Annotated in this window: 21 protein-coding genes and 4 pseudogenes; 24 read left to right on the top strand and 1 reads right to left on the bottom strand. The window is 65.2% G+C overall.

The features are described 5' to 3' along the window. Nucleotides 1–241 precede the first annotated feature (241 nt). The 7 genes from H0X95_RS28250 (at nt 242) to H0X95_RS28220 (ending at nt 4,947) form a co-directional block, all read left to right on the top strand. A complete protein-coding gene (locus tag H0X95_RS28250; RefSeq protein ID WP_023108433.1) occupies nt 242–799 on the top strand; it encodes a hypothetical protein in 558 nt (185 codons plus the stop codon). Nucleotides 800–1,132: 333 nt separating this feature from the next. After that, nucleotides 1,133–1,354 (top strand): hypothetical protein, encoded by a 222-nt coding sequence (locus H0X95_RS28245; RefSeq protein ID WP_003120032.1) that lies wholly within the window; start codon nt 1,133–1,135, stop codon nt 1,352–1,354. A gap of 21 nt (nt 1,355–1,375) precedes the next feature. Then, complete coding sequence (locus tag H0X95_RS28240; protein ID WP_003050375.1) at nt 1,376–1,768, top strand: hypothetical protein; 393 nt, start codon at nt 1,376–1,378, stop codon at nt 1,766–1,768. A 182-nt stretch (nt 1,769–1,950) separates the two neighbouring features. Then, entirely contained in the window at nt 1,951–2,637 is a 687-nt protein-coding gene (locus H0X95_RS28235; protein ID WP_175202486.1) for a hypothetical protein, read from the top strand. Nucleotides 2,638–2,720: 83 nt separating this feature from the next. Further along, entirely contained in the window at nt 2,721–3,458 is a 738-nt protein-coding gene (locus H0X95_RS28230; protein ID WP_175202487.1) for a DUF5983 family protein, read from the top strand. A 97-nt stretch (nt 3,459–3,555) separates the two neighbouring features. Next, nucleotides 3,556–3,834 carry a hypothetical protein gene (locus H0X95_RS28225; RefSeq protein ID WP_003116828.1) on the top strand — a complete coding sequence of 93 codons (279 nt, stop codon included), beginning with the start codon at nt 3,556–3,558 and terminating at the stop codon, nt 3,832–3,834. Nucleotides 3,835–4,122: 288 nt separating this feature from the next. Further along, the gene (locus H0X95_RS28220) at nt 4,123–4,947 is read left to right on the top strand and encodes a hypothetical protein (RefSeq protein WP_003098941.1); all 825 of its coding nucleotides are present in this window, start codon (nt 4,123–4,125) and stop codon (nt 4,945–4,947) included. Between the two features lie 261 nt (nt 4,948–5,208). Here the strand turns inward: H0X95_RS28220 and merR are convergent, their stop codons facing one another. Further along, nucleotides 5,209–5,616 carry an Hg(II)-responsive transcriptional regulator gene (merR, locus tag H0X95_RS28215; RefSeq protein WP_003098939.1) on the bottom strand — a complete coding sequence of 136 codons (408 nt, stop codon included), beginning with the start codon at nt 5,614–5,616 and terminating at the stop codon, nt 5,209–5,211. Nucleotides 5,617–5,687: 71 nt separating this feature from the next. Between merR and merT the strand changes: the two genes are divergently transcribed. The 17 genes and pseudogenes from merT to H0X95_RS28135 form a co-directional block, all read left to right on the top strand. Further along, nucleotides 5,688–6,038, top strand: coding sequence for a mercuric ion transporter MerT (gene merT / locus H0X95_RS28210; protein ID WP_011804695.1), 351 nt, complete (start codon nt 5,688–5,690; stop codon nt 6,036–6,038). Between the two features lie 12 nt (nt 6,039–6,050). After that, nucleotides 6,051–6,338, top strand: a complete 288-nt coding sequence (gene merP / locus H0X95_RS28205; protein WP_003116826.1) for a mercury resistance system periplasmic binding protein MerP — start codon at nt 6,051–6,053, stop codon at nt 6,336–6,338. A gap of 10 nt (nt 6,339–6,348) precedes the next feature. Further along, the gene (gene merA, locus H0X95_RS28200; protein ID WP_196446301.1) at nt 6,349–8,037 is read left to right on the top strand and encodes a mercury(II) reductase; all 1,689 of its coding nucleotides are present in this window, start codon (nt 6,349–6,351) and stop codon (nt 8,035–8,037) included. An 18-nt stretch (nt 8,038–8,055) separates the two neighbouring features. Beyond that, complete coding sequence (locus H0X95_RS36405; RefSeq protein WP_003098931.1) at nt 8,056–8,571, top strand: Tn3 family transposase; 516 nt, start codon at nt 8,056–8,058, stop codon at nt 8,569–8,571. Continuing rightward, nucleotides 8,535–9,053 (top strand): annotated as a pseudogene (locus H0X95_RS36400) (Tn3 family transposase); the annotation flags it as partial. The gene H0X95_RS36405 and the pseudogene H0X95_RS36400, both read left to right, overlap by 37 nt. Before the next feature lie 33 nt (nt 9,054–9,086). Further along, nucleotides 9,087–9,383: pseudogene (locus H0X95_RS28190) on the top strand (DUF3085 domain-containing protein); the annotation flags it as partial. 141 nt (nt 9,384–9,524) lie between these two features. Continuing rightward, nucleotides 9,525–9,975 (top strand): annotated as a pseudogene (locus tag H0X95_RS36075) (XF1762 family protein). A 310-nt stretch (nt 9,976–10,285) separates the two neighbouring features. Next, entirely contained in the window at nt 10,286–11,215 is a 930-nt protein-coding gene (locus H0X95_RS28180) for a DUF3577 domain-containing protein (protein WP_011804694.1), read from the top strand. Between the two features lie 56 nt (nt 11,216–11,271). After that, nucleotides 11,272–11,961: a DUF3275 family protein gene (locus H0X95_RS28175; RefSeq protein ID WP_011804693.1), complete on the top strand. Its 690-nt coding sequence runs from the start codon at nt 11,272–11,274 to the stop codon at nt 11,959–11,961. A gap of 92 nt (nt 11,962–12,053) precedes the next feature. Further along, entirely contained in the window at nt 12,054–12,395 is a 342-nt protein-coding gene (locus tag H0X95_RS28170; protein ID WP_023108442.1) for a hypothetical protein, read from the top strand. A 106-nt stretch (nt 12,396–12,501) separates the two neighbouring features. Continuing rightward, on the top strand, nt 12,502–12,909 hold the full coding sequence (locus H0X95_RS28165) for a hypothetical protein (RefSeq protein ID WP_011804742.1): 408 nt from the start codon (nt 12,502–12,504) through the stop codon (nt 12,907–12,909). A gap of 16 nt (nt 12,910–12,925) precedes the next feature. Beyond that, complete coding sequence (locus H0X95_RS28160) at nt 12,926–13,186, top strand: hypothetical protein (protein WP_003098905.1); 261 nt, start codon at nt 12,926–12,928, stop codon at nt 13,184–13,186. A gap of 76 nt (nt 13,187–13,262) precedes the next feature. Beyond that, nucleotides 13,263–13,910: a hypothetical protein gene (locus H0X95_RS28155; RefSeq protein WP_003098901.1), complete on the top strand. Its 648-nt coding sequence runs from the start codon at nt 13,263–13,265 to the stop codon at nt 13,908–13,910. Between the two features lie 40 nt (nt 13,911–13,950). Then, complete coding sequence (locus H0X95_RS28150) at nt 13,951–15,084, top strand: DUF6094 domain-containing protein (protein WP_302478251.1); 1,134 nt, start codon at nt 13,951–13,953, stop codon at nt 15,082–15,084. A 50-nt stretch (nt 15,085–15,134) separates the two neighbouring features. After that, nucleotides 15,135–15,455, top strand: coding sequence for a hypothetical protein (locus tag H0X95_RS28145; protein ID WP_003098896.1), 321 nt, complete (start codon nt 15,135–15,137; stop codon nt 15,453–15,455). An 89-nt stretch (nt 15,456–15,544) separates the two neighbouring features. After that, nucleotides 15,545–15,850: a hypothetical protein gene (locus tag H0X95_RS28140; RefSeq protein WP_011804740.1), complete on the top strand. Its 306-nt coding sequence runs from the start codon at nt 15,545–15,547 to the stop codon at nt 15,848–15,850. Nucleotides 15,851–15,986: 136 nt separating this feature from the next. After that, nucleotides 15,987–17,021 (top strand): annotated as a pseudogene (locus H0X95_RS28135) (DEAD/DEAH box helicase); the annotation flags it as partial. Between the last annotated feature and the right edge of the window lie 94 nt (nt 17,022–17,115).

Genomic DNA, 17,115 nt, shown 5'->3' with positions numbered 1-17,115 from the left:
CACGACGCGGCCGGCGGGCCGCGTGATCCTCCCTCCTGCATTGCCGACGCATCGGCAACAGCCAGCAGCCAGGGTGTCAAGGCTGCCGTGGGTTCCTCCCACGCCACCCGCCAGTTCGCCCCGGCATCTCTCCGGCGAACGCTGCCCACCGGGCATCGATGCCACCTTCCTCCAACCCACGGGATGTATGCCGCGTCCCGTCAGGGGCGTGTCGTCAACCCGGTCGATATCAGGACTTTCCATGGACACCATCACCCGACAAGACCGCATCACGCTCAAGAACCTCAAGGTCGCGGATTTCGCGAGCGAGGAAACGCTGTGCTTCACCGCCACCGTCATGTTCGACGGCAGGCCCATCGCCGAAGCCCGCAATGACGGACACGGCGGCTCGACGTTCGTGCGCGCGTTGCAAGGCCAGGCCGCGCTGCTGGCCCAAGCCGAGGAATTTGCCAAGAGCCTGCCGCCGGCATCGCTCGACGTCGAGCGCGAGGACGACGAGCCACTTCTCATCGACATGACGCTCGACTTCCTCGTGGACCAGTTGGCCGATGCCATGCACGCAGAGCGCAAGCTGCGCACCGCGTTCAACCGCGACATCGGCAACAAGGTGCTGTTCATCAAGGACGGCCGGCTGCTGTTCCTCAAGGGCATCAAGCTCAAGGCCATTGCCGAACGCGCGGCATATTTCGCAAAGCTGCGCAGCCGACAGGACCAGCCCATCGTCATCCTGGCCGAGCTGCCAGCGGACGAGGCATTCGCCATCTGGAAGCAGCATGTCCTGGGCGACAAGCCCCGCTGATCCAGCCTCACCGCACCGTCATGACCGCCCCGCACTCGTTGCGGGGCTTTTCTTTGTCCCTGCGCACATCAATCGGGGCTGGACCAGATGCCGATTTCCAACTGACGTGGCGCGGCACCCTCACGAAGCTGTCCGCATGTTCGCTGATTCGTCAGCACATGCCAGCAGCCAGGGTTTCAGGCTGCCGCGGGGTTCTCTCCGCGCAACCCACCAGTCCGCATCGCATCCATTGCGCGGACGCGCGTCCCCAAGACGCTGATGCTTTTTTTCAACCGCGTGCGGGAGCTGCCATCCCGTGAGGGACAGGGCCCCGCTTTTCCAAGGAGCCCATCCATGTCCCAGCAAGCCTCTTTCGGCCGATTCGGTCAATTGGCCTTGACCTACTGCGGCAAGTTCCTGCCGCTCGAAGTCCTGCACAGCGCCGCCGGCCACTACATCGGCACGCGCGATACCGAAGGTCCCGTCTCGCGGGAATCTCGTGAGTACTTCCGCAGCCATGCCGCGGCTCAACGTGCCCTCGAAAGAGGCGGCTGGTCCCAGCTCGCCATTCCCTGATCCAACTGGAGGAATCACGTCATGAACCAGCTACTGCCACAGGAAGTCGTCGATCAGATCGTTCGGGAAGAACGGCATTTCAGCGCCGCGCCCCAAGCCTTTTTCGAGGCATGGAAGCGTGGTGTCGAGATCGCCGGCCCGCAATGGTTTGGCGATGGCACCCGTGAAGGTCTGAACCAGGCCAAGAGCAAGTGGGATCTGCGTCCCGACATGCTGCGCCTCAACGACGCCCTCGGCGTCCTGAGCAGCGGGGAACGCATGTTCCTGTCCGCGATGGTCAGCTTCTACAACGCGCGCGAGGGCGGTGCCATGCTCAAGCGCTGCCACTTCAACGGGTTGTCGGACTTCGACGGCCTCGATCTGCCACGTCGCCAGGTGATCGCCGACCTGCTGCTGAACTACAGCGGTTGGTGAGCCGGTCCCTGGCACACCTTCATCACTGCGTTCACGGGACCCCATGAGGGACATGCGCCTCGTTCGAGGCCATGTCCCTCGCGTTTTCTCCCCGCCCAGCGCCATCCGGCATCAGGCGGTTTCCCCTGCGGATGCCATCGTCCGCAAGGGCTGGCTCCGTTCATTCATCGAAAGGAGCCTTCATGGCCAACAACTACTACGAAGCCACCGGCGTTCTCGTGCTCGACCGTGTGACGCCCGTCATCCAGGCGCTGTTCGGCGCCTTCGCGCTGGACGAGAGCCACCCCGGCAACGGGCAGGCCTACATCGCCCAGATCGCCGAGACCACCAATCCGCAATGGCCGGACGTGCTCGATGGCCTGGAAGACCTGACCACGCAACTCGGTATTCCGATGCCGGACGACGAAGGGCTGTCGATCCCGCCGCTGCTCGAACTGCTCGCCGTGCACTTCCGTGCCGATGAGGACGAAGAGCTGGGGAACTTGATCGACCGTCATTCGTTCGAGGACACCGCCGATCTCGACGCATTGTTTCTGATCGCCACCCGGTTCGATGACGGGCACCACCTGACCGCCATCCAGTTCGAGGGCTGCTGGTACTGCAGCAAGCCGCGGCTGTTCGAGTTCGGCGGCAACGGCTGCTACCTGAGCCGCGAGGTCCGCTTCATCAGCTCCTCCTCCCAGGCCCTCCAGCTCGGCGACCAATTGCGCAAGACCATTGTGGCCGCCGACATCGAAGAGGCTTCGGCCCTGATCGCGCTGGAGACCATCAATCTGCTGGCGGGCGTCAGCGACGAGCCATTCCGCATGAATTTGCGCCGGCGCGTCGCCGAGCGATTGGCCCAAACGCCAACGATCAGCGTCACCTGACGCTGTTTCCTTTCTTTCCACCCACCGGGGTCAATTCCCGGTGGCGGGGATTTGCTCCATCATTATTCTGTTGGAGAAATCCCATGTCCCAGAATCCCAATCCCTTTCTACGCGGCTACTGGAATCTGAAAATCGTCCGCACGCTGTCCATCAGCTACGAGGACGGAAGCCCGCATGTCTGGCGAAACATCCACCCGAGCCAGCAGCACCTCTGCGACGCGGCGCTGGTTTCTTCTCCTTGCATCATCACCAGCGACTTCGCGGTGGTCAGGACTGGCACCGAACCTGTCGGCGCCGCACTGATCGCCGAATGCGACGCGGCTGAAGGGGGCAGCGGCGAAGGCATGGTGGGTGCCGTGGTGTACGCGATCCACGGCGACGACTTCGACGGCCGCCTCGTCCACATTGGCGACACCTATTCGGCCGAGGCCGCACGGGAAGTCGTGCAGCGGTTGAGCTTCGAGACCGGCTACTACAGCCGGTGCTGGGAAATCAGCAGCGCGCACATCAGCCGCGAAACCGGCCAGTACCTGGCCAACCTGGCTGACCTCGCGACGCCGGAGGCCTTTTTGTTCATCGCGTTCCGGATTCCCTACAGCCCGGCGATCGGCGTCAAGCTGATCTCCACGCCCTGGACGGACCAGCACCTGCAGGACGTCGAGGGGATCGCCGCCGAGCAGCTTCGGCAGGAGCACCGCAGCAAGGGCATGCCGGACGAGCTGGCACAGATCCTTGAACTGGCCGGCCAGGCCGACGTGCGCATCCTCATCCTCGATGCCGACGCACCCGTGTTGCCGGGCCTATCGCTGGCCGGCGAATAGCTGCCACACACATCCCCGGCCTTCCTTGTCCTCACCGCATGCCGGCCCGGTCTCCCGCCAGAGAGCCGGGCCGGCGCACTTTCACAGGAGCGATCCCATGTTCCCCGACCTCATCACACCCGCATCCGACTTCGAGCACCAACTCGGAGCCTGCGTCAACGCCATGAGCCAGGAAGATGCCATCGGCCAGATCCTGGTATTCGAGCGCATGAGCGGCACGCTGCACATGCGCCATATCGCCAGCGCCGACCTGGTGGACACCGACGTGGACGACTACGAAATGGTCGTCTTCGACGGTGGCAACACAAGCGGCGACACGTGGAAACACGTGTTCTTTCCGCGTCAGCGCGAGCACTACTTCGTGTACCAAGCCTGATTCCTCCAGCCCCTTTCGAGGGGCTTTTTCTTGCCCGCAGCACAGGAAAACGGTTGTGGTGCGGTGCCGTTTCCTGCGGGCAGGCAGACCGCCCCAGGGCCATGCTTGCCCCATGTTCGTCGGCGTTGCCGGCACATGCCCAGGCAGTCGAGACCTTCGAGGCTGCAAGCGCGGGAAACCGTGCTGGTCGTTTCTTCCTACGGACCTACCGCGTCCATCCACGCCACCCACAAGGGACCTCTCCCTTGCGGGCGGGGAATCCCTTGTTTTTCCTCAAGGAGTTTCCCCATGGATCGTTCCCTCATCAAATCCATGATGCCTTCGCTGGTCGCAGGCCATGTGCCCCGCAACGTGCGGTCGTTCAAGTACCGCGTGTTCGATGATCAGCCGCTGTCCTCAACGCTGGGCTTCGCCATCGACCCCCAACCCTTCGACGGCAAGGTGGTCGCCGCGACCGACGATGCCATCGTCGTCAAGCTCAAGCCTTCCGAGTTCGCGGTGCTCGATCCCAGCCTGGTGACCACGGTTCCTGCCGAAGGCGCCAAGGTGCATGTCCAACCCTATGCCCGTCGTCGCTTCGACGGACTGCGCGCGGACACGCCGGAGGTCATCACCGAGGAGACTTCGGACGGCACGCCGTACACCATCACGAGGCACATCCTCGGCTCGGCGCCGGCCAAGCTGCCCATTCCCACGCCGCAGTGCATGGAGTTGGGCCAGCTCATCGAGCAGTTGGAGGAGATGCCGGCCCCCGATCGCTTCCGGCGCATCACCCACATGCTGGTGGATGCCGGTGCCCGCGACTTCACCTGGGTCGATCCCACGCCCTCCAAGATCATCGAGACCCCGCCGGCGATCAGCTTCACGGTCTCGACCGCGAAGTTCGAGGGCCGGGTGACGATCCTCTACGACCGCGGCGGAGACACCTACGTGGTGGAACTGCACCGTCAGAACGGTGAATCGGTCGAACTGGTCGATCGGCACGACGAGGTGTATTTCGACATGCTCGGCGAAGTGCTGGAGAGGCTCATCGACGACGGGCGCTGGCGCCAGATCGACGTGAGCATCCTCGACGCGAAAGCGGCCCGCAAGCGCCAGGCCGTCCCGGCATGACGCCCCGCAGCGAAACCAGGCGGTCCTGCGGCTGACCCGAGGCATCCGCCACGGCGTTCCAGCCGTTCCGGCCGCGTGCACTACAGGCCCTTCATCCCATCGGATGGAGGCCTTTCTCATTCTTCCACACAGGAGATTTCATCCATGTCACTGCGATTCAAAGGCGCTGACCTGCGCCCCGTGCTGACCGAAGCCATCGCCAATCAGGGGTCGTCTCAGAAAACGGAAAAAAATCGTACGCTAAGAGCCGAAGTGGGCCCTTTAGCAGCAATGCAAAGCTGCGATCAACGGGCAGGAAACATTGCCATGGTGCGCGTTGCACTCTCTCACTAGCGTCGACAGGGCCTCTTCCATCCGCGTGAGGTCCGCCATGCGTGCGCGCACATCGGCCAGCCGGTGAGCAGCCAGTTCGGCCGCCTCGCTGCAATGGGTGCCGTCCTCCAGTTTCAGGAGCTGGCCGACTTCATCCAGGCTGAATCCCAGGCGCTGGGCTGACTTCACGAACTTCACCCGCGCCACGTCCGCCTGCCCGTAGCGGCGGATGCGACCGTAGGGCCGCTCCGGCTGGGGTAGCAAGCCCTTGAGCTGATAGAAGCGGATCGTCTCCACGTTGACCCGGGCTGCCTTGGCGAAGGCCCCGATGGTCAGATTCTCTTGAGCGTTCTCCATGGCGCTTGACTCCGTAGTTGACTACGGAAGTAACGTTACAGCATCAAGCGAAGTCCCGGAAGGAGAACCTTATGTCGGAACCCAAGAACGGCCGCGGCGCACTGGCGACCGGCGGCGTCGCGGCCGTCCTCGCCTCGGCCTGCTGCCTCGGCCCCCTTGTCCTGGTCGCGCTCGGCTTCTCTGGCGCGTGGATCGGCAACCTGACCGTGCTGGAGCCGTATCGGCCGATCTTCATCGGCGCAGCGCTCATCGCGCTGTTCTTCGCCTGGCGCAGCATCTTCCGACCAGCCCATGCCTGCAAGCCCGGCGACGTTTGCGCTGTGCCCCAAGTGCGGACTGCCTACAAGGTGATCTTCTGGATCGTGGCCGCCCTGGTTCTGGTTGCCCTCGCGTTTCCCTACGTCCTGCCGCTGTTCTACTGAAAGGAGATCACCATGAAGAAACTCACCACCCTCACCACCCTCATCGCCCTGGCCGCCGCTCTAAGCGCGCCCGCCTGGGCTGCCACCAAGACCGTCACCCTGTCGGTGCCCGGCATGACCTGCGCCGCGTGCCCGATCACGGTCAAGACGGCTCTGTCCAAGGTCGCCGGCGTCGAGAAGGCCGAAGTCAGCTTCGAGAAGCGGGAGGCCGTCGTCACCTTCGACGAGGCCAAGACCAATGCCGACGCCTTGACCAAGGCCACCGCAAACGCGGGTTACCCGTCCAGCGTCAAGCAGTGAGGGCGTAATCATGGCCGAGGCGATCACCCTCCACATCGAAGGCATGACCTGCACGTCGTGCGCCGAGCACGTCCAGCAGGCTTTGACGAACGTGCCCGGCGTGCGCGCGGCCTCGGTGTCCTATCCGCAGCGGCAGGCCGAAATCGAGGCGGATGCAGGCGTGAGCGTGGCCCCGCTGGTTGCCGCAGTGGCCACGCTCGGCTATCGCGCACGGCTTACCGACACGCCGAACAAGCCTGCCGGCCTGCTAGACAAGGCGCTGGGCTGGCTCGGTGGCGAAACGAAGCATGTTGGCGGTGAACAAGCGCTGCACGTGGCTGTGATAGGCAGCGGCGGCGCGGCGATGGCGGCTGCCTTGAAGGCCGTGGAGCAAGGCGCCCGCGTCACGCTGATCGAGCGCGGCACCATCGGCGGCACCTGCGTCAATGTCGGCTGCGTGCCGTCCAAGATCATGATCCGCGCCGCGCACATCGTCCACCTGCGCCGCGAAAGCCCGTTCGATGCTGGCCTGCCGGCCGCAGCGCCCGCTGTACTGCGCGAGCGGCTGCTGGCCCAGCAACAAGGCCGCGTCGAGGAGCTGCGCCATGCCAAGTACGAAGGCATCCTGGCAAGCACTCCGGCCATCACCATGCTGCGCGGCGAGGCCCGGTTCAGGGACACGCGCACGCTGACCGTGGCGACCGCTGACGGCGGCACGCACGAGGTGAACTTCGACCGCTGCCTGATTGCCACCGGCGCGAGCCCGGCGCTTCCGCCAATCCCGGGCCTTGCGGACACACCCCACTGGACCTCCACCGAGGCGCTGGAAAGCAGCTCGCTCCCCGAGCGGCTGGCCGTGATTGGTTCCTCCGTGGTGGCGGTCGAGTTGGCGCAAGCCTTCGCCCGGCTGGGCAGCCAGGTCACGATCCTGGCGCGCAGCACGCTGTTCTTCCGAGAAGACCCGGCCATCGGGGAAGCCGTAACAGACGCCTTCCGCGCCGAGGGCATCGAGGTGCTGGACCACACCCAGGCGAGCCACGTTGCCTATGCGGGCGGGGAATTCGTGCTCACCACCGGGCAGGGGGAAGTGCGCGCCGACAAGCTGCTGGTCGCCACCGGTCGCGCGCCGAACACGCGCAGCCTGAACCTTGAAGCGGCAGGCGTCGAAGTCAATGCGCAGGGAGCCATCGTCATCGACCGCGCCATGCGCACGAGCGCACCGCACATCTTTGCTGCCGGCGACTGCACCGACCAGCCGCAGTTCGTCTATGTGGCGGCGGCGGCCGGCACGCGCGCCGCGATCAACATGACCGGCGGCGACGCGGCGCTGGACCTGACGGCGATGCCGGCGGTGGTGTTCACCGATCCGCAGGTGGCGACCGTGGGCTACAGCGAGGCGGAAGCGCACCACGACGGCATCGAGACCGACAGCCGGCTGCTGACGCTCGACAACGTGCCGAGGGCGCTCGCCAACTTCGACACGCGCGGCTTCATCAAGCTGGTGGCGGAAGCTGGCTCAGGGCGGCTGATCGGCGTACAGGCGGTCGCGCCGGAAGCGGGCGAACTGATCCAGACGGCCGCGCTGGCGATCCGCCACCGGATGACCGTGCAGGAGCTGGCCGACCAGTTGTTCCCCTACCTGACCATGGTCGAGGGACTGAAGCTCGCGGCGCAGACCTTCAACAAGGACGTGAAGCAACTGTCCTGTTGCGCCGGATGAGGAAAAGGGAGGTGTTCGATGAACGCCTACAGCCGCGCCAACCGCCGCATCTACGCGGCCTTGTCCGATCCCCTGTCGGCCACCCACCGGCACCGCCTCGACGATCTGCTCAAGCGCCACGACAACGGCAAGACGACCTGGCTGGCCTGGCTGCGCCAGTCGCCCGTCAAGCCGAACTCGCGCCACATACTCGAACACATCGAGCGCCTCAAAGCCTGGCAGGCGCTCGACCTGCCTTCCGGCATCGAGCGGTCGGTGCACCAGAACCGCCTGCTCAAGATCGCCCGCGAAGGCGGCCAGATGACGCCCGCCGATCTGGCCAAGTTCGAGGCACAGCGCCGCTACGCGACCCTGGTGCGCTCGCCATCGAGGGCATGGCCACCGTCACCGACGAAATCATCGACCTGCACGACCGCATCCTGGGCAAGCTGTTCAACGCTGCCAAGCACAAGCATCAGCAGCAGTTCCAGGCGTCCGGCAAGGCGATCAACGCCAAGGTGCGGCTGGCCACCTCGATCAAGCAGGGCACGGTGACGGCCTCGCTGATGCTCAGGAAACTCGGCAGCTACCCGCGCCAGAACGGCCTGGCCGTGGCGCTGCGCGAGCTGGGCCGCATCGAGCGAACGCTGTTCATCCTGGACTGGCTGCAAAGCGTCGAGCTGCGCCGCCGCGTGCATGCCGGACTGAACAAGGGCGAAGCCCGCAACGCGCTAGCCCGCGCCGTGTTCTTCAACCGGCTGGGCGAAATCCGCGACCGCAGTTTCGAGCAGCAGCGCTACCGGGCCAGCGGCCTCAACCTGGTGACGGCGGCCATAGTGTTGTGGAACACGGTCTATCTGGAACGGGCCTCAAACGCCTTACGCGGTCACGGCCAGACTGTCGATGACGCCCTGTTGCAGTACCTGTCGCCGCTGGGCTGGGAGCACATCAACCTGACCGGCGATTACCTCTGGCGCAGCAGCGCCAAGATCGGCGCGGGCAAGTTCAGGCCGCTACGACCGCTGCAACCGGCTTAGCGTACGATTTTTTCCGTTTTCTGAGACGTCCCCAATCAGTGCCGCATTGTCCTGGTCAAGGATCAGGGCGTGTACTTCCTCGCCGAGCGTGGGGAGCGTCGCCCGGATGGGCGCCAGGCACTGCTCGCCTACGCCGTCGGATGCAACCCGGACACCGACCCGTTCGATGACTGGTGGCACCTCGCCGGCCGCGAGCTGGGCGGCGATGACTTCGCGGAGTATTTCGACCCGAAGGACGGCCTGTTCACGCGCCTCCAGCACTCGGCGGACGATCTCGTGCTTTCCGCCACCGCCACGCACCTGTCCTTAGCAGTGGTGCCTCCCGCCTGACGCGGCAACCGCCTCGCAGCCCCCGCATCGGGGGCCTTCTTTTGTTCGCACCGCCGCCATCGCCGCGCGTGCGCGTTTGTCTCCAGCCGCCGAGGCACGCCCCGCCGGCCACAACGCCGGCATGCCACCGGAGACAACCGCATGAACACGCCATCGACCTCGCCGAGGCTGCACCTCCTACCGGTGTCGCTGCGCACGGCCAATGCATTCGTTCTGTCGCACCATCGCCACCACCGCCCGGTCCAGGGCGCGAAGTTCGCCCTGGCCGTCACGCTGAGCGACAGCGACCTGATCCACGGCGTGGCCATTGTCGGCCGCCCGGTCGCGCGGCACCTGGACGCTGGAAGTCACGCGGCTGTGCACCGACGGCACACCCAGCGCCTGCAGCAAGCTCTACGGCGCGGCCTGGCAGGCGGCAAGGGCGCTGGGCTACATACGCCTGCTCACCTACACCATGCCCGACGAAGGTGGCGCCAGCCTGCGCGCCGCCGGCTGGCGGCTGATCGGCGCGCGCGGTGGCGGCGCCTGGAGCCGTCCCGGCCGTCCGCGCGCCGATACCCCCGAGCACCTGCGCGGCGCCAAGTGCCTGTGACAGGCGCCGGGTGGCGCGGACAAAGGGAAGCGCCCGGGTGCCGATTGATTGCTGCCGCGCGCGCGAGGCCCCGCCATGCTGGCCCCATGCCTGCTGACGTCGTCAGCGACATGCCAGGCAACCATCGGTCTTCGAGGTTGCGGCGCAGTTCCCACTGCGTGACCGAGCCAGCTCGCACCGCATCCTTCCGCGAGCGGCCACCAGCCTCTGGTGGCGGATGCTTTCGCCTTATCAACCCACCGCGGGGTCACGCACCTTCCCCGCATGCGTGGGCCGGTGTGTCTCCGCTTCATCCCAATGGAGATTCACCATGAACACCACGTCCAACGAGAAATCGTATTTCGACCTCCACACCTCGGGCATCGGCTACATCCAGCGTGTCCGTGAAGTGCCCGTCCGGGGCGGCCGCCGTGCGCAGCCTTTCCTGGCTTGCACCATCGCCGCGCTGGTCGGCCCCGCCCGGGACCCCAGCTACCGCTACTTCGACGTCAAGGTCTCGGGAGCCGAGGCCAAGAAGCTCGTTCAGCGCTACATCGGCGTTGACGATCCCAAGCAGCGCCCGCTGGTGCGCTTTCGCCTCGGTGACCTGTGGGGCGATGCGTACATCCGCGACAAGGGTGAGCAGAAGGGTCAGGCCGCCGCGTCCCTCAAGGCGCGACTGCTCAAGGCCGAACTGATCGACCGGGCCGAACTGGCTTCGATCGAGCAGCACGAGCTGATCACCCGCGGCATCGGCTATCTCAATCGTGTGAAGGACGTCACCCCGAAGGCTGGCGACTCGTTCCTCTCTTGCACGGTCGCAGCACTGGCCGGGCCTGTCGATGAACCGGAGTATCGGTACTTCGACATCATCGTCGCCACCCCGGAAGCCGAGCATCTGGCTCGCCGGTGCGTCCAGGCCATCGAGGGGGACCGTAAGGTCCTGATCGCCTTCCGTCTGAACGACATGAAGATCGATCCGTACATCCGCACCAAGGGCGAGCACGCCGGGGAACCGGCCGCAAGCCTGGAATCGACGCTGGTCCACATCGGTCTCATCAAGATCGACGGTACCCAGGTCTATCCGACGAGCCAGGCGCAAGCCGAGGCGTCGCCGGCCGAAGACGCATCCGCGTCCGAAGCCGACGAAGCCATCGACACTGCTGCCGACCCCGCTGCAGACCAGCCTGCCGAGCCCGCCGAGCGCGAGCCCGAGGCGCAAGTCGAGGAGCAGGAGCCGGCATTGGCTGCTTCGTTCTGATCCGGCATGGCCCCTCACGGGGCCTTGCTTTTTCCTATTCTTCAAGGAGAACCATCATGGCAGCCACACCGGCACCCGAGAAATCGGTCGCGCCCATCGTCGTCCCCGGCCAGCTCACGCTGCGCACCATTCGCGGCAAGAACGGCCCGTTCACGGTCGGCCGCCTCGCGACGCACCTCGGTACGTTCGAGGTCAAAGACCCGGAACTGGAGCAGTACCCCGAAGGGAAATACGACGGGGAGTTTGTGATCCGCTACATCTTTCCGAAGTCCTACCCGGTCGGGGGCGGCATGCGGTTCGAGATCCGCGCCAGCCTCGACGGGATGACGCTCAATGGCATCGACAAACTGAGCCGCGACGAAGCCCGCAGCTTCGCCACCCAGGACGTCGATCCGCTCGATGAAGAGCAAGGGGCGCAGCCTGCGGCAACGCCGGCCAAGCCCGCCAAGGCATCCAGGCCTGCCAAGCCCGCACCCGTGCAGGCGTCCGCGGACCCGCTGGTCGATACCACGCCCTTCGGCGTGGATGCGCCACCGCCTGCTGCGGCCGCTGCCCCCGGCAGCACCGAAGACGGTGACGCCGCGCTGTTCGGCCTGCTGTGGCCGCTGGGCGAGTCCGTGAAACTGGATTCGACCATCGACCGCCGCACCCTGCGCGCGCAGATCGCCCGCCTGGGCGAGCTGGGCTACGCGCTGGACTTCAAGACGCAGGAGTGGAGCCGCCAGGCCGAACCACAAGCTGCGTGAGCAGACGCCGCATGCGCGGTGTTCTTCATCCACCTGCCGGGGTTCCTTCCCCATGCGGGGGAGGCCCTGGCCATTTTCTGGAGGTCCCCATTATGTTCACCATCGCTTGCGATACCCCGCGTTCAACGTTGGATGAACCCGCGTGGCGGGAACTCTGCAAGGCGGCCGCCGCACACGCCCAGCGCGGTTGCGGCTTGTCCTACGACCACTACGTGACGCTCTTCAGTTCGGCGATCGACGCACAGGCCAATCGTTTGCCGGATGAGCAACGTGCTCAGGCTCTCGAAATCGCGGCCCAGGAATGGGACTACGCAACACCTGCCGAACGGCAGGAAACCCAGGACTGGAATGCGGAGCATGGCTATTGCTCGCATGGGATCGAGTTCGGCTGCTGCCCGGCCGGTTGTGATCGCGACGATGACGACTGGGACTAAGGCCAAGGCATAGGTTTTCCTTCGCTGCACCTGCGGCATTCCATCACCCACTGGGGGTTCTTCCCCACGGGGAGGCCTCCAGCTCAACTTTTCGAGGAGGCCTCTCATGGGCTGGTATTTCTCTCCCCAATCGCGGTCTGAACTGATCGCGGAACTGATCGCACCACAGCAGACCGAGCGCGTCAGCGCGAAGGTTATCGCTCACGCATTGCGCGGCAACGTGCTGTGGTCCGTGGTCGAACTGACCGCCAAGGTCGAAGGTGTGCATCGTGATCTCGCGCCGGGCCAGTCCCTGCGCTACATCCGCTGCGATCTGCTGGAACGCAGCGGCAACCAGTGGGGCTACAAGCCGCTGGAAGAGTCCATGCATCCGTACTATTACTCGTGCCCGCTGTCCTATCTGGACCTCGCACCGGAGCAGTCCGCCGACTGGCGTGCAGGCGTTCGCGCCTACCACGCCCGGCGGCGCACACCCACGGCTGTCACGGCACCCGCCGCGGCGCTGTTGGCCTGAGCCAGGAGGAACCGACATGGACCCGATCCTGGCTGCACTCCCGCTCTCGCTGTTGAAGCTCGTTGAAGGCAGTTTGTCCAACGACGAAGTTTCCTCCGACGAGGAAATGCTGGGGTACTTCATCGACAACGGCCTCACCGAGGAGCAGGCACGGCAGGCGCTGACCTACCGCGACCAGTACCTCAACAACATCTACCTGGACGGCTTCACGCCGATCACCGCGGTGGACGAGGCGCTTCACTTCAATCCGCACACCCAACAGTTCGAGCCGGACTGAGCGGTTTTCTTCCACCCCCTGGGGCAGTACTTGCCCCAGCGGGCGGTGCTGTTCCCGTTCATCCGAGGACACCACCATGCCCGCAAACACTTCTTCCACGCTGTACCGCATCGACGAATGCCCGGACGTGATGGCCGACGCCTGCGTCGGCGATGACCAGGGCAACCTGATCTTCCTGTCCATCTGGGCGCGGGACACCGCCGTCCAGCAGTTCCTTGCACGCCTGACCCTCGGGCGCGACGAGCAGGGACTGGACCAGTTCCACGTCATCACCGACCAGGGCGGCAGCGTCCCGGTATTCATCGGCAACGTCGATCGCCTGGAAAAGCGCATCACGCGCGCCTACCGGCGAACGCTGTTCGGTTCGCTGTCCAACGTGTGGCTGTTCGACCGGCGCTGCGTCAAGCCCGACAAGGCCAACGCCAGCGCATTGGCACTGCTGCCACGTGACAGCGCCCACCGGCTTGACCGCCTGTGGATGCTGGTGCGGGACACCTGCCCGTTGCCGCTGCTCGACCACTGGCGCGAGACCGTGCTGGAACTGCTGCAAAGCCGCGAGATGCTGGCCCGCCTTCCGTTCGCCCTCGGGCCGCTGGAAGGCCATCGGCTCGCCATCGACGTGCCGGCGCTGAGCTTGGCGCTGGGCTCCCTGATCCGCAGTGACGCGCTCACCGCCTATCCCTATCCGGCCAAGATTTGGACGCCGGAAGCGGTAGCGGCTTGACCCACCCTCGGAGGCACGCCTTGGCGTGCTTCCGTCATTCATCCCCGCCAACCAGGAGACTCCCATGGCTCTCATGTTCCCGCGGCTCGCCCGCAATTTCGCCAAAAATGGGTACTACCCGACCGACGAACCCACGCTCGAAAGAGCCCTCAACGCACTGATGCCCAGCGACGGGCCGATGTGCATCCTCGATCCCTGCGCCGGTGAAGGCGTGGCAATCGCCGAAGCCTCTCATGCCCTCGGGCGCGAACAGACCAAGGCGTTCGCCGTCGAATTCGACGCCGAGCGGGCGCGCCATGCCCGCGGCCTGGTCGATCACTGCCTGCACGCGGACCTGATGGACACGATGATCTCCAAGCAGTCCTTCGGACTACTGTGGCTGAATCCACCGTATGGCGACCTGTCCAAGGACGTCAACGGCAACATCGGCTATCAGGGCCAGGGCCGTGCCCGCCTCGAAAAGCTGTTCTATCAGCGTTCGCTGTCGCTGTTGCAATACGGCGGCGTGCTGGTCTTCATCGTCCCCGGCTACGTGCTCGACGCGGAGCTGGTCGGCTGGTTGACGCGCCACTACACCGATCTGCGTATCTACCGAGCGGTGGAAACGCAGTTCAAGCAGGTGGTGATCTTCGGCCGCCGGGTCCGTCAGCGGGAGCTGGCACCCGATGGCGTCAAGGCCGTGCGCAATCTGCTGCTGCAGGTTGGGCTTGGCGAAGTCGAAGCCGAGGAACTGCCGAGCGAATGGCCGTTCCTGCCGTACATCGTCCCCGCCAGTCCGGCCGAGCCGGAGCATTTCTTCCGCGTGACGATGGAGCCCGAACAGTTCGCCGACGAGGTTGGCCGGCTGCAAGGCCTTTGGCCGTCGCTGGACACGCACTTGGGGACCGCGCAGCAGTCGCTGCGTCCACCGGCGCGGGCCTTGTCCCACTGGCATCTCGCCCTGGCTCTGGCCGCGGGCGCGATCTCCGGCGTCGTGCGCTCCCAGACGGGGCGCGTGCTCGTCGTCAAAGGTGACACCCACAAGGACAAGACGCTCCAGCGGGAATTCACCGAACGCGAAGACGGCTCCATCGCCGAGACACGCATCCTCACCGACAAGTTCGTGCCTGTCATCCGCGCGTGGGACATGACGCCTGGCTCCCCGACACGGGGCGAGGTGTTGACCATCCGCTGATCCACCGGACGCGCTGCCGTCCTGCTGTACCACCTCGAAGGAGAAACACCATGTTCCCCAATCCATTCAAGCGGCCTGCGCCGCGCAAGCAACCCTTGTTCGCACCGAGTACGTTGAAGTTGAGCGAGAAGGTGCATTGGCTGGCTCGGCGAGGCCTGATCGACCCCTTGGCCTATGTCCAGCGCCATGTGCGCGGGGACTGGGGCGAGATCGATGAGGCCACCCGCCAAGCCAACGACGTCGCAATCCAACAGGACAACCTGATGATCTCCCAGTACCGGATCACGCCGGAACTGGTGTTGCTCGTGAAGACCAGCGAAGACCACCAGACCACGGTGGTCCAGCTTCCCGAAGAGCGCGACCTGATCTGAAGGCGCCGCCTCGTCATCCCATCCACTTGACGGAGCCACTTCACTCCGCCAGGGGTGTCGTGGCTCAATAGCCTTTCAAGGAGGAGCCCATGGCATCGCATCGCATCGAAACCTACTGCCAGAGGCTGGCGTTCCCCATCGGGGCGCTCATCTTCAGCCGAGGCATTGATCGCCTTGTCCGCGCGGGTCGCCTGGACCCGATTCCGTACTTCAGGCGCCACACCCGTGGCGACTGGGGTGACGTCAACGTCTACCAATGGCACGCCAACGGCGTTGCACTTCAATCGGGCGCGTCGCTGGAATCGCACTATGTGATCCACCCGGGACTCGCCATTCGCATCATCACCGATGCGGGGCGCAGTGTCACCGCCATCGTGCTGCCGTCCGAAGACTGAGCACGGTTCACCCGCAGGCCACTCAGGCCAGCATCTTCAACCACCTTCGGCCGCGCGCCGATGTACTTCCCACCACGGGGCGTGCCATTGCCCCGCTGGGGGTGGTGCATGCCCCATTTTTCATTGGAGCATCACCATGTCCCTCGATCTCGAAACCACTGCCGCTGACGCCGCGCCCGTACAGGGCGAACTGCTCGACGCGGAATCATCCCCTCTGACCCTGAGCCTTCAGGATTTCGTCGGTGAGTTCGGCGACGAACTGCTCGACTCGCTCAACCGCGCCAACCCGCCGGTCTATACCGGCCAACCGCAGGCGCATCGCCAACTCGTCGTCGCCAGCCTCAAGCGCAAGCTGTTCCAGGCTCAGGCCGAAGTCGTCCATGCCGCCGCCGAGCTGCTGATCGACCGTGGCGAACGCGCCGCGATCGTCAATGGCGAAATGGGCTGCGGCAAGACGACCGTTGGCATCGCCACGGCCGCCGTTCTCAACGCCGAAGGCTACTGCCGCACCCTGGTACTTTCGCCGCCGCACCTTGTTTACAAGTGGCGGCGTGAGATCCAGGAGACGGTGGCAGGCGCCAAGGTCTGGGTGCTCAACGGCCCGGATACGCTGGTCAAACTCATCAAGCTGCGCGAGCAGTTGGGTGTGCAGCCCACGGGCCAGGAGTTCTTTGTCCTGGGGCGCGTGCGGATGCGGATGGGATTCCACTGGAAGCCCGTCTTCACCACGCGGCGCACCCGCCATGGCGACGTGGCAGCGTGCCCTGACTGCGGCACGGTCATCACCGACCTCGACGGCGAGCCGGTCAACCCGGTCGCGCTCGAAGCCGAGGAGTACCGCAGGAAGTGCAGCCATTGCGCCGCGCCCCTGTGGACGCTGATCCGCCCGCGCAGCCTGTCCGGCAGCGACCAGTCCTCGGCCGTGCTGAAAGCCTTGAAGCGCATCCCGACCATCGGGCAAGTCACTGCGCAGAAGCTGATGCAGAAGTTCGGTGACGGGTTCCTGGCGTCGATGCTGGGCGACAACATCCATGAGTTCATCAACCTCATGGACGGCAACGGCGAGCTGGTGTTTTCCGACCGCCAGGCTACGCGCATGGAACGCGCTATGGCCAATATGGAGTTTGGCTTTGGCGAGGGCGGCTACCAGCCGTCCGAGTTCATCAAACGCGTGCGACGTGAAGTCGCCTGAGTAATTGTTCCAACGGGGGCAACCCCGACGAGGAACCTGATGTTCCGTCATCAGTAGCCTACCGGCACATGCA

The organism is Burkholderia sp. 9779_493, from assembly GCF_015712215.1.
GTDB classification, from domain to species: Bacteria; Pseudomonadota; Gammaproteobacteria; order Burkholderiales; family Burkholderiaceae; genus Burkholderia; species Burkholderia cenocepacia.
Note: the sequence above shows the minus strand (reverse complement) of the source record. Positions and strands in the feature narration are given on the sequence as shown.

Bases quoted from the DNA above. Each gene is read 5' to 3' on its own strand.
- H0X95_RS28225 (WP_003116828.1), top strand. From the start codon at position 3,556: ATGTTCCCCGACCTCATCACACCCGCATCCGACTTCGAGCACCAACTC.
- merT (WP_011804695.1), top strand. From the start codon at position 5,688: ATGTCGGAACCCAAGAACGGCCGCGGCGCACTGGCGACCGGCGGCGTC.
- H0X95_RS28250 (WP_023108433.1), top strand. From the start codon at position 242: ATGGACACCATCACCCGACAAGACCGCATCACGCTCAAGAACCTCAAG.
- H0X95_RS28165 (WP_011804742.1), top strand. From the start codon at position 12,502: ATGGGCTGGTATTTCTCTCCCCAATCGCGGTCTGAACTGATCGCGGAA.
- H0X95_RS28155 (WP_003098901.1), top strand. From the start codon at position 13,263: ATGCCCGCAAACACTTCTTCCACGCTGTACCGCATCGACGAATGCCCG.
- H0X95_RS28160 (WP_003098905.1), top strand. From the start codon at position 12,926: ATGGACCCGATCCTGGCTGCACTCCCGCTCTCGCTGTTGAAGCTCGTT.
- H0X95_RS36405 (WP_003098931.1), top strand. From the start codon at position 8,056: ATGAACGCCTACAGCCGCGCCAACCGCCGCATCTACGCGGCCTTGTCC.
- H0X95_RS28145 (WP_003098896.1), top strand. From the start codon at position 15,135: ATGTTCCCCAATCCATTCAAGCGGCCTGCGCCGCGCAAGCAACCCTTG.
- H0X95_RS28230 (WP_175202487.1), top strand. From the start codon at position 2,721: ATGTCCCAGAATCCCAATCCCTTTCTACGCGGCTACTGGAATCTGAAA.
- H0X95_RS28240 (WP_003050375.1), top strand. From the start codon at position 1,376: ATGAACCAGCTACTGCCACAGGAAGTCGTCGATCAGATCGTTCGGGAA.
- H0X95_RS28220 (WP_003098941.1), top strand. From the start codon at position 4,123: ATGGATCGTTCCCTCATCAAATCCATGATGCCTTCGCTGGTCGCAGGC.
- H0X95_RS28140 (WP_011804740.1), top strand. From the start codon at position 15,545: ATGGCATCGCATCGCATCGAAACCTACTGCCAGAGGCTGGCGTTCCCC.
- H0X95_RS28245 (WP_003120032.1), top strand. From the start codon at position 1,133: ATGTCCCAGCAAGCCTCTTTCGGCCGATTCGGTCAATTGGCCTTGACC.
- H0X95_RS28235 (WP_175202486.1), top strand. From the start codon at position 1,951: ATGGCCAACAACTACTACGAAGCCACCGGCGTTCTCGTGCTCGACCGT.
- H0X95_RS28170 (WP_023108442.1), top strand. From the start codon at position 12,054: ATGTTCACCATCGCTTGCGATACCCCGCGTTCAACGTTGGATGAACCC.
- merA (WP_196446301.1), top strand. From the start codon at position 6,349: ATGGCCGAGGCGATCACCCTCCACATCGAAGGCATGACCTGCACGTCG.
- merP (WP_003116826.1), top strand. From the start codon at position 6,051: ATGAAGAAACTCACCACCCTCACCACCCTCATCGCCCTGGCCGCCGCT.
- merR (WP_003098939.1), bottom strand. From the start codon at position 5,616: ATGGAGAACGCTCAAGAGAATCTGACCATCGGGGCCTTCGCCAAGGCA.
- H0X95_RS28175 (WP_011804693.1), top strand. From the start codon at position 11,272: ATGGCAGCCACACCGGCACCCGAGAAATCGGTCGCGCCCATCGTCGTC.
- H0X95_RS28180 (WP_011804694.1), top strand. From the start codon at position 10,286: ATGAACACCACGTCCAACGAGAAATCGTATTTCGACCTCCACACCTCG.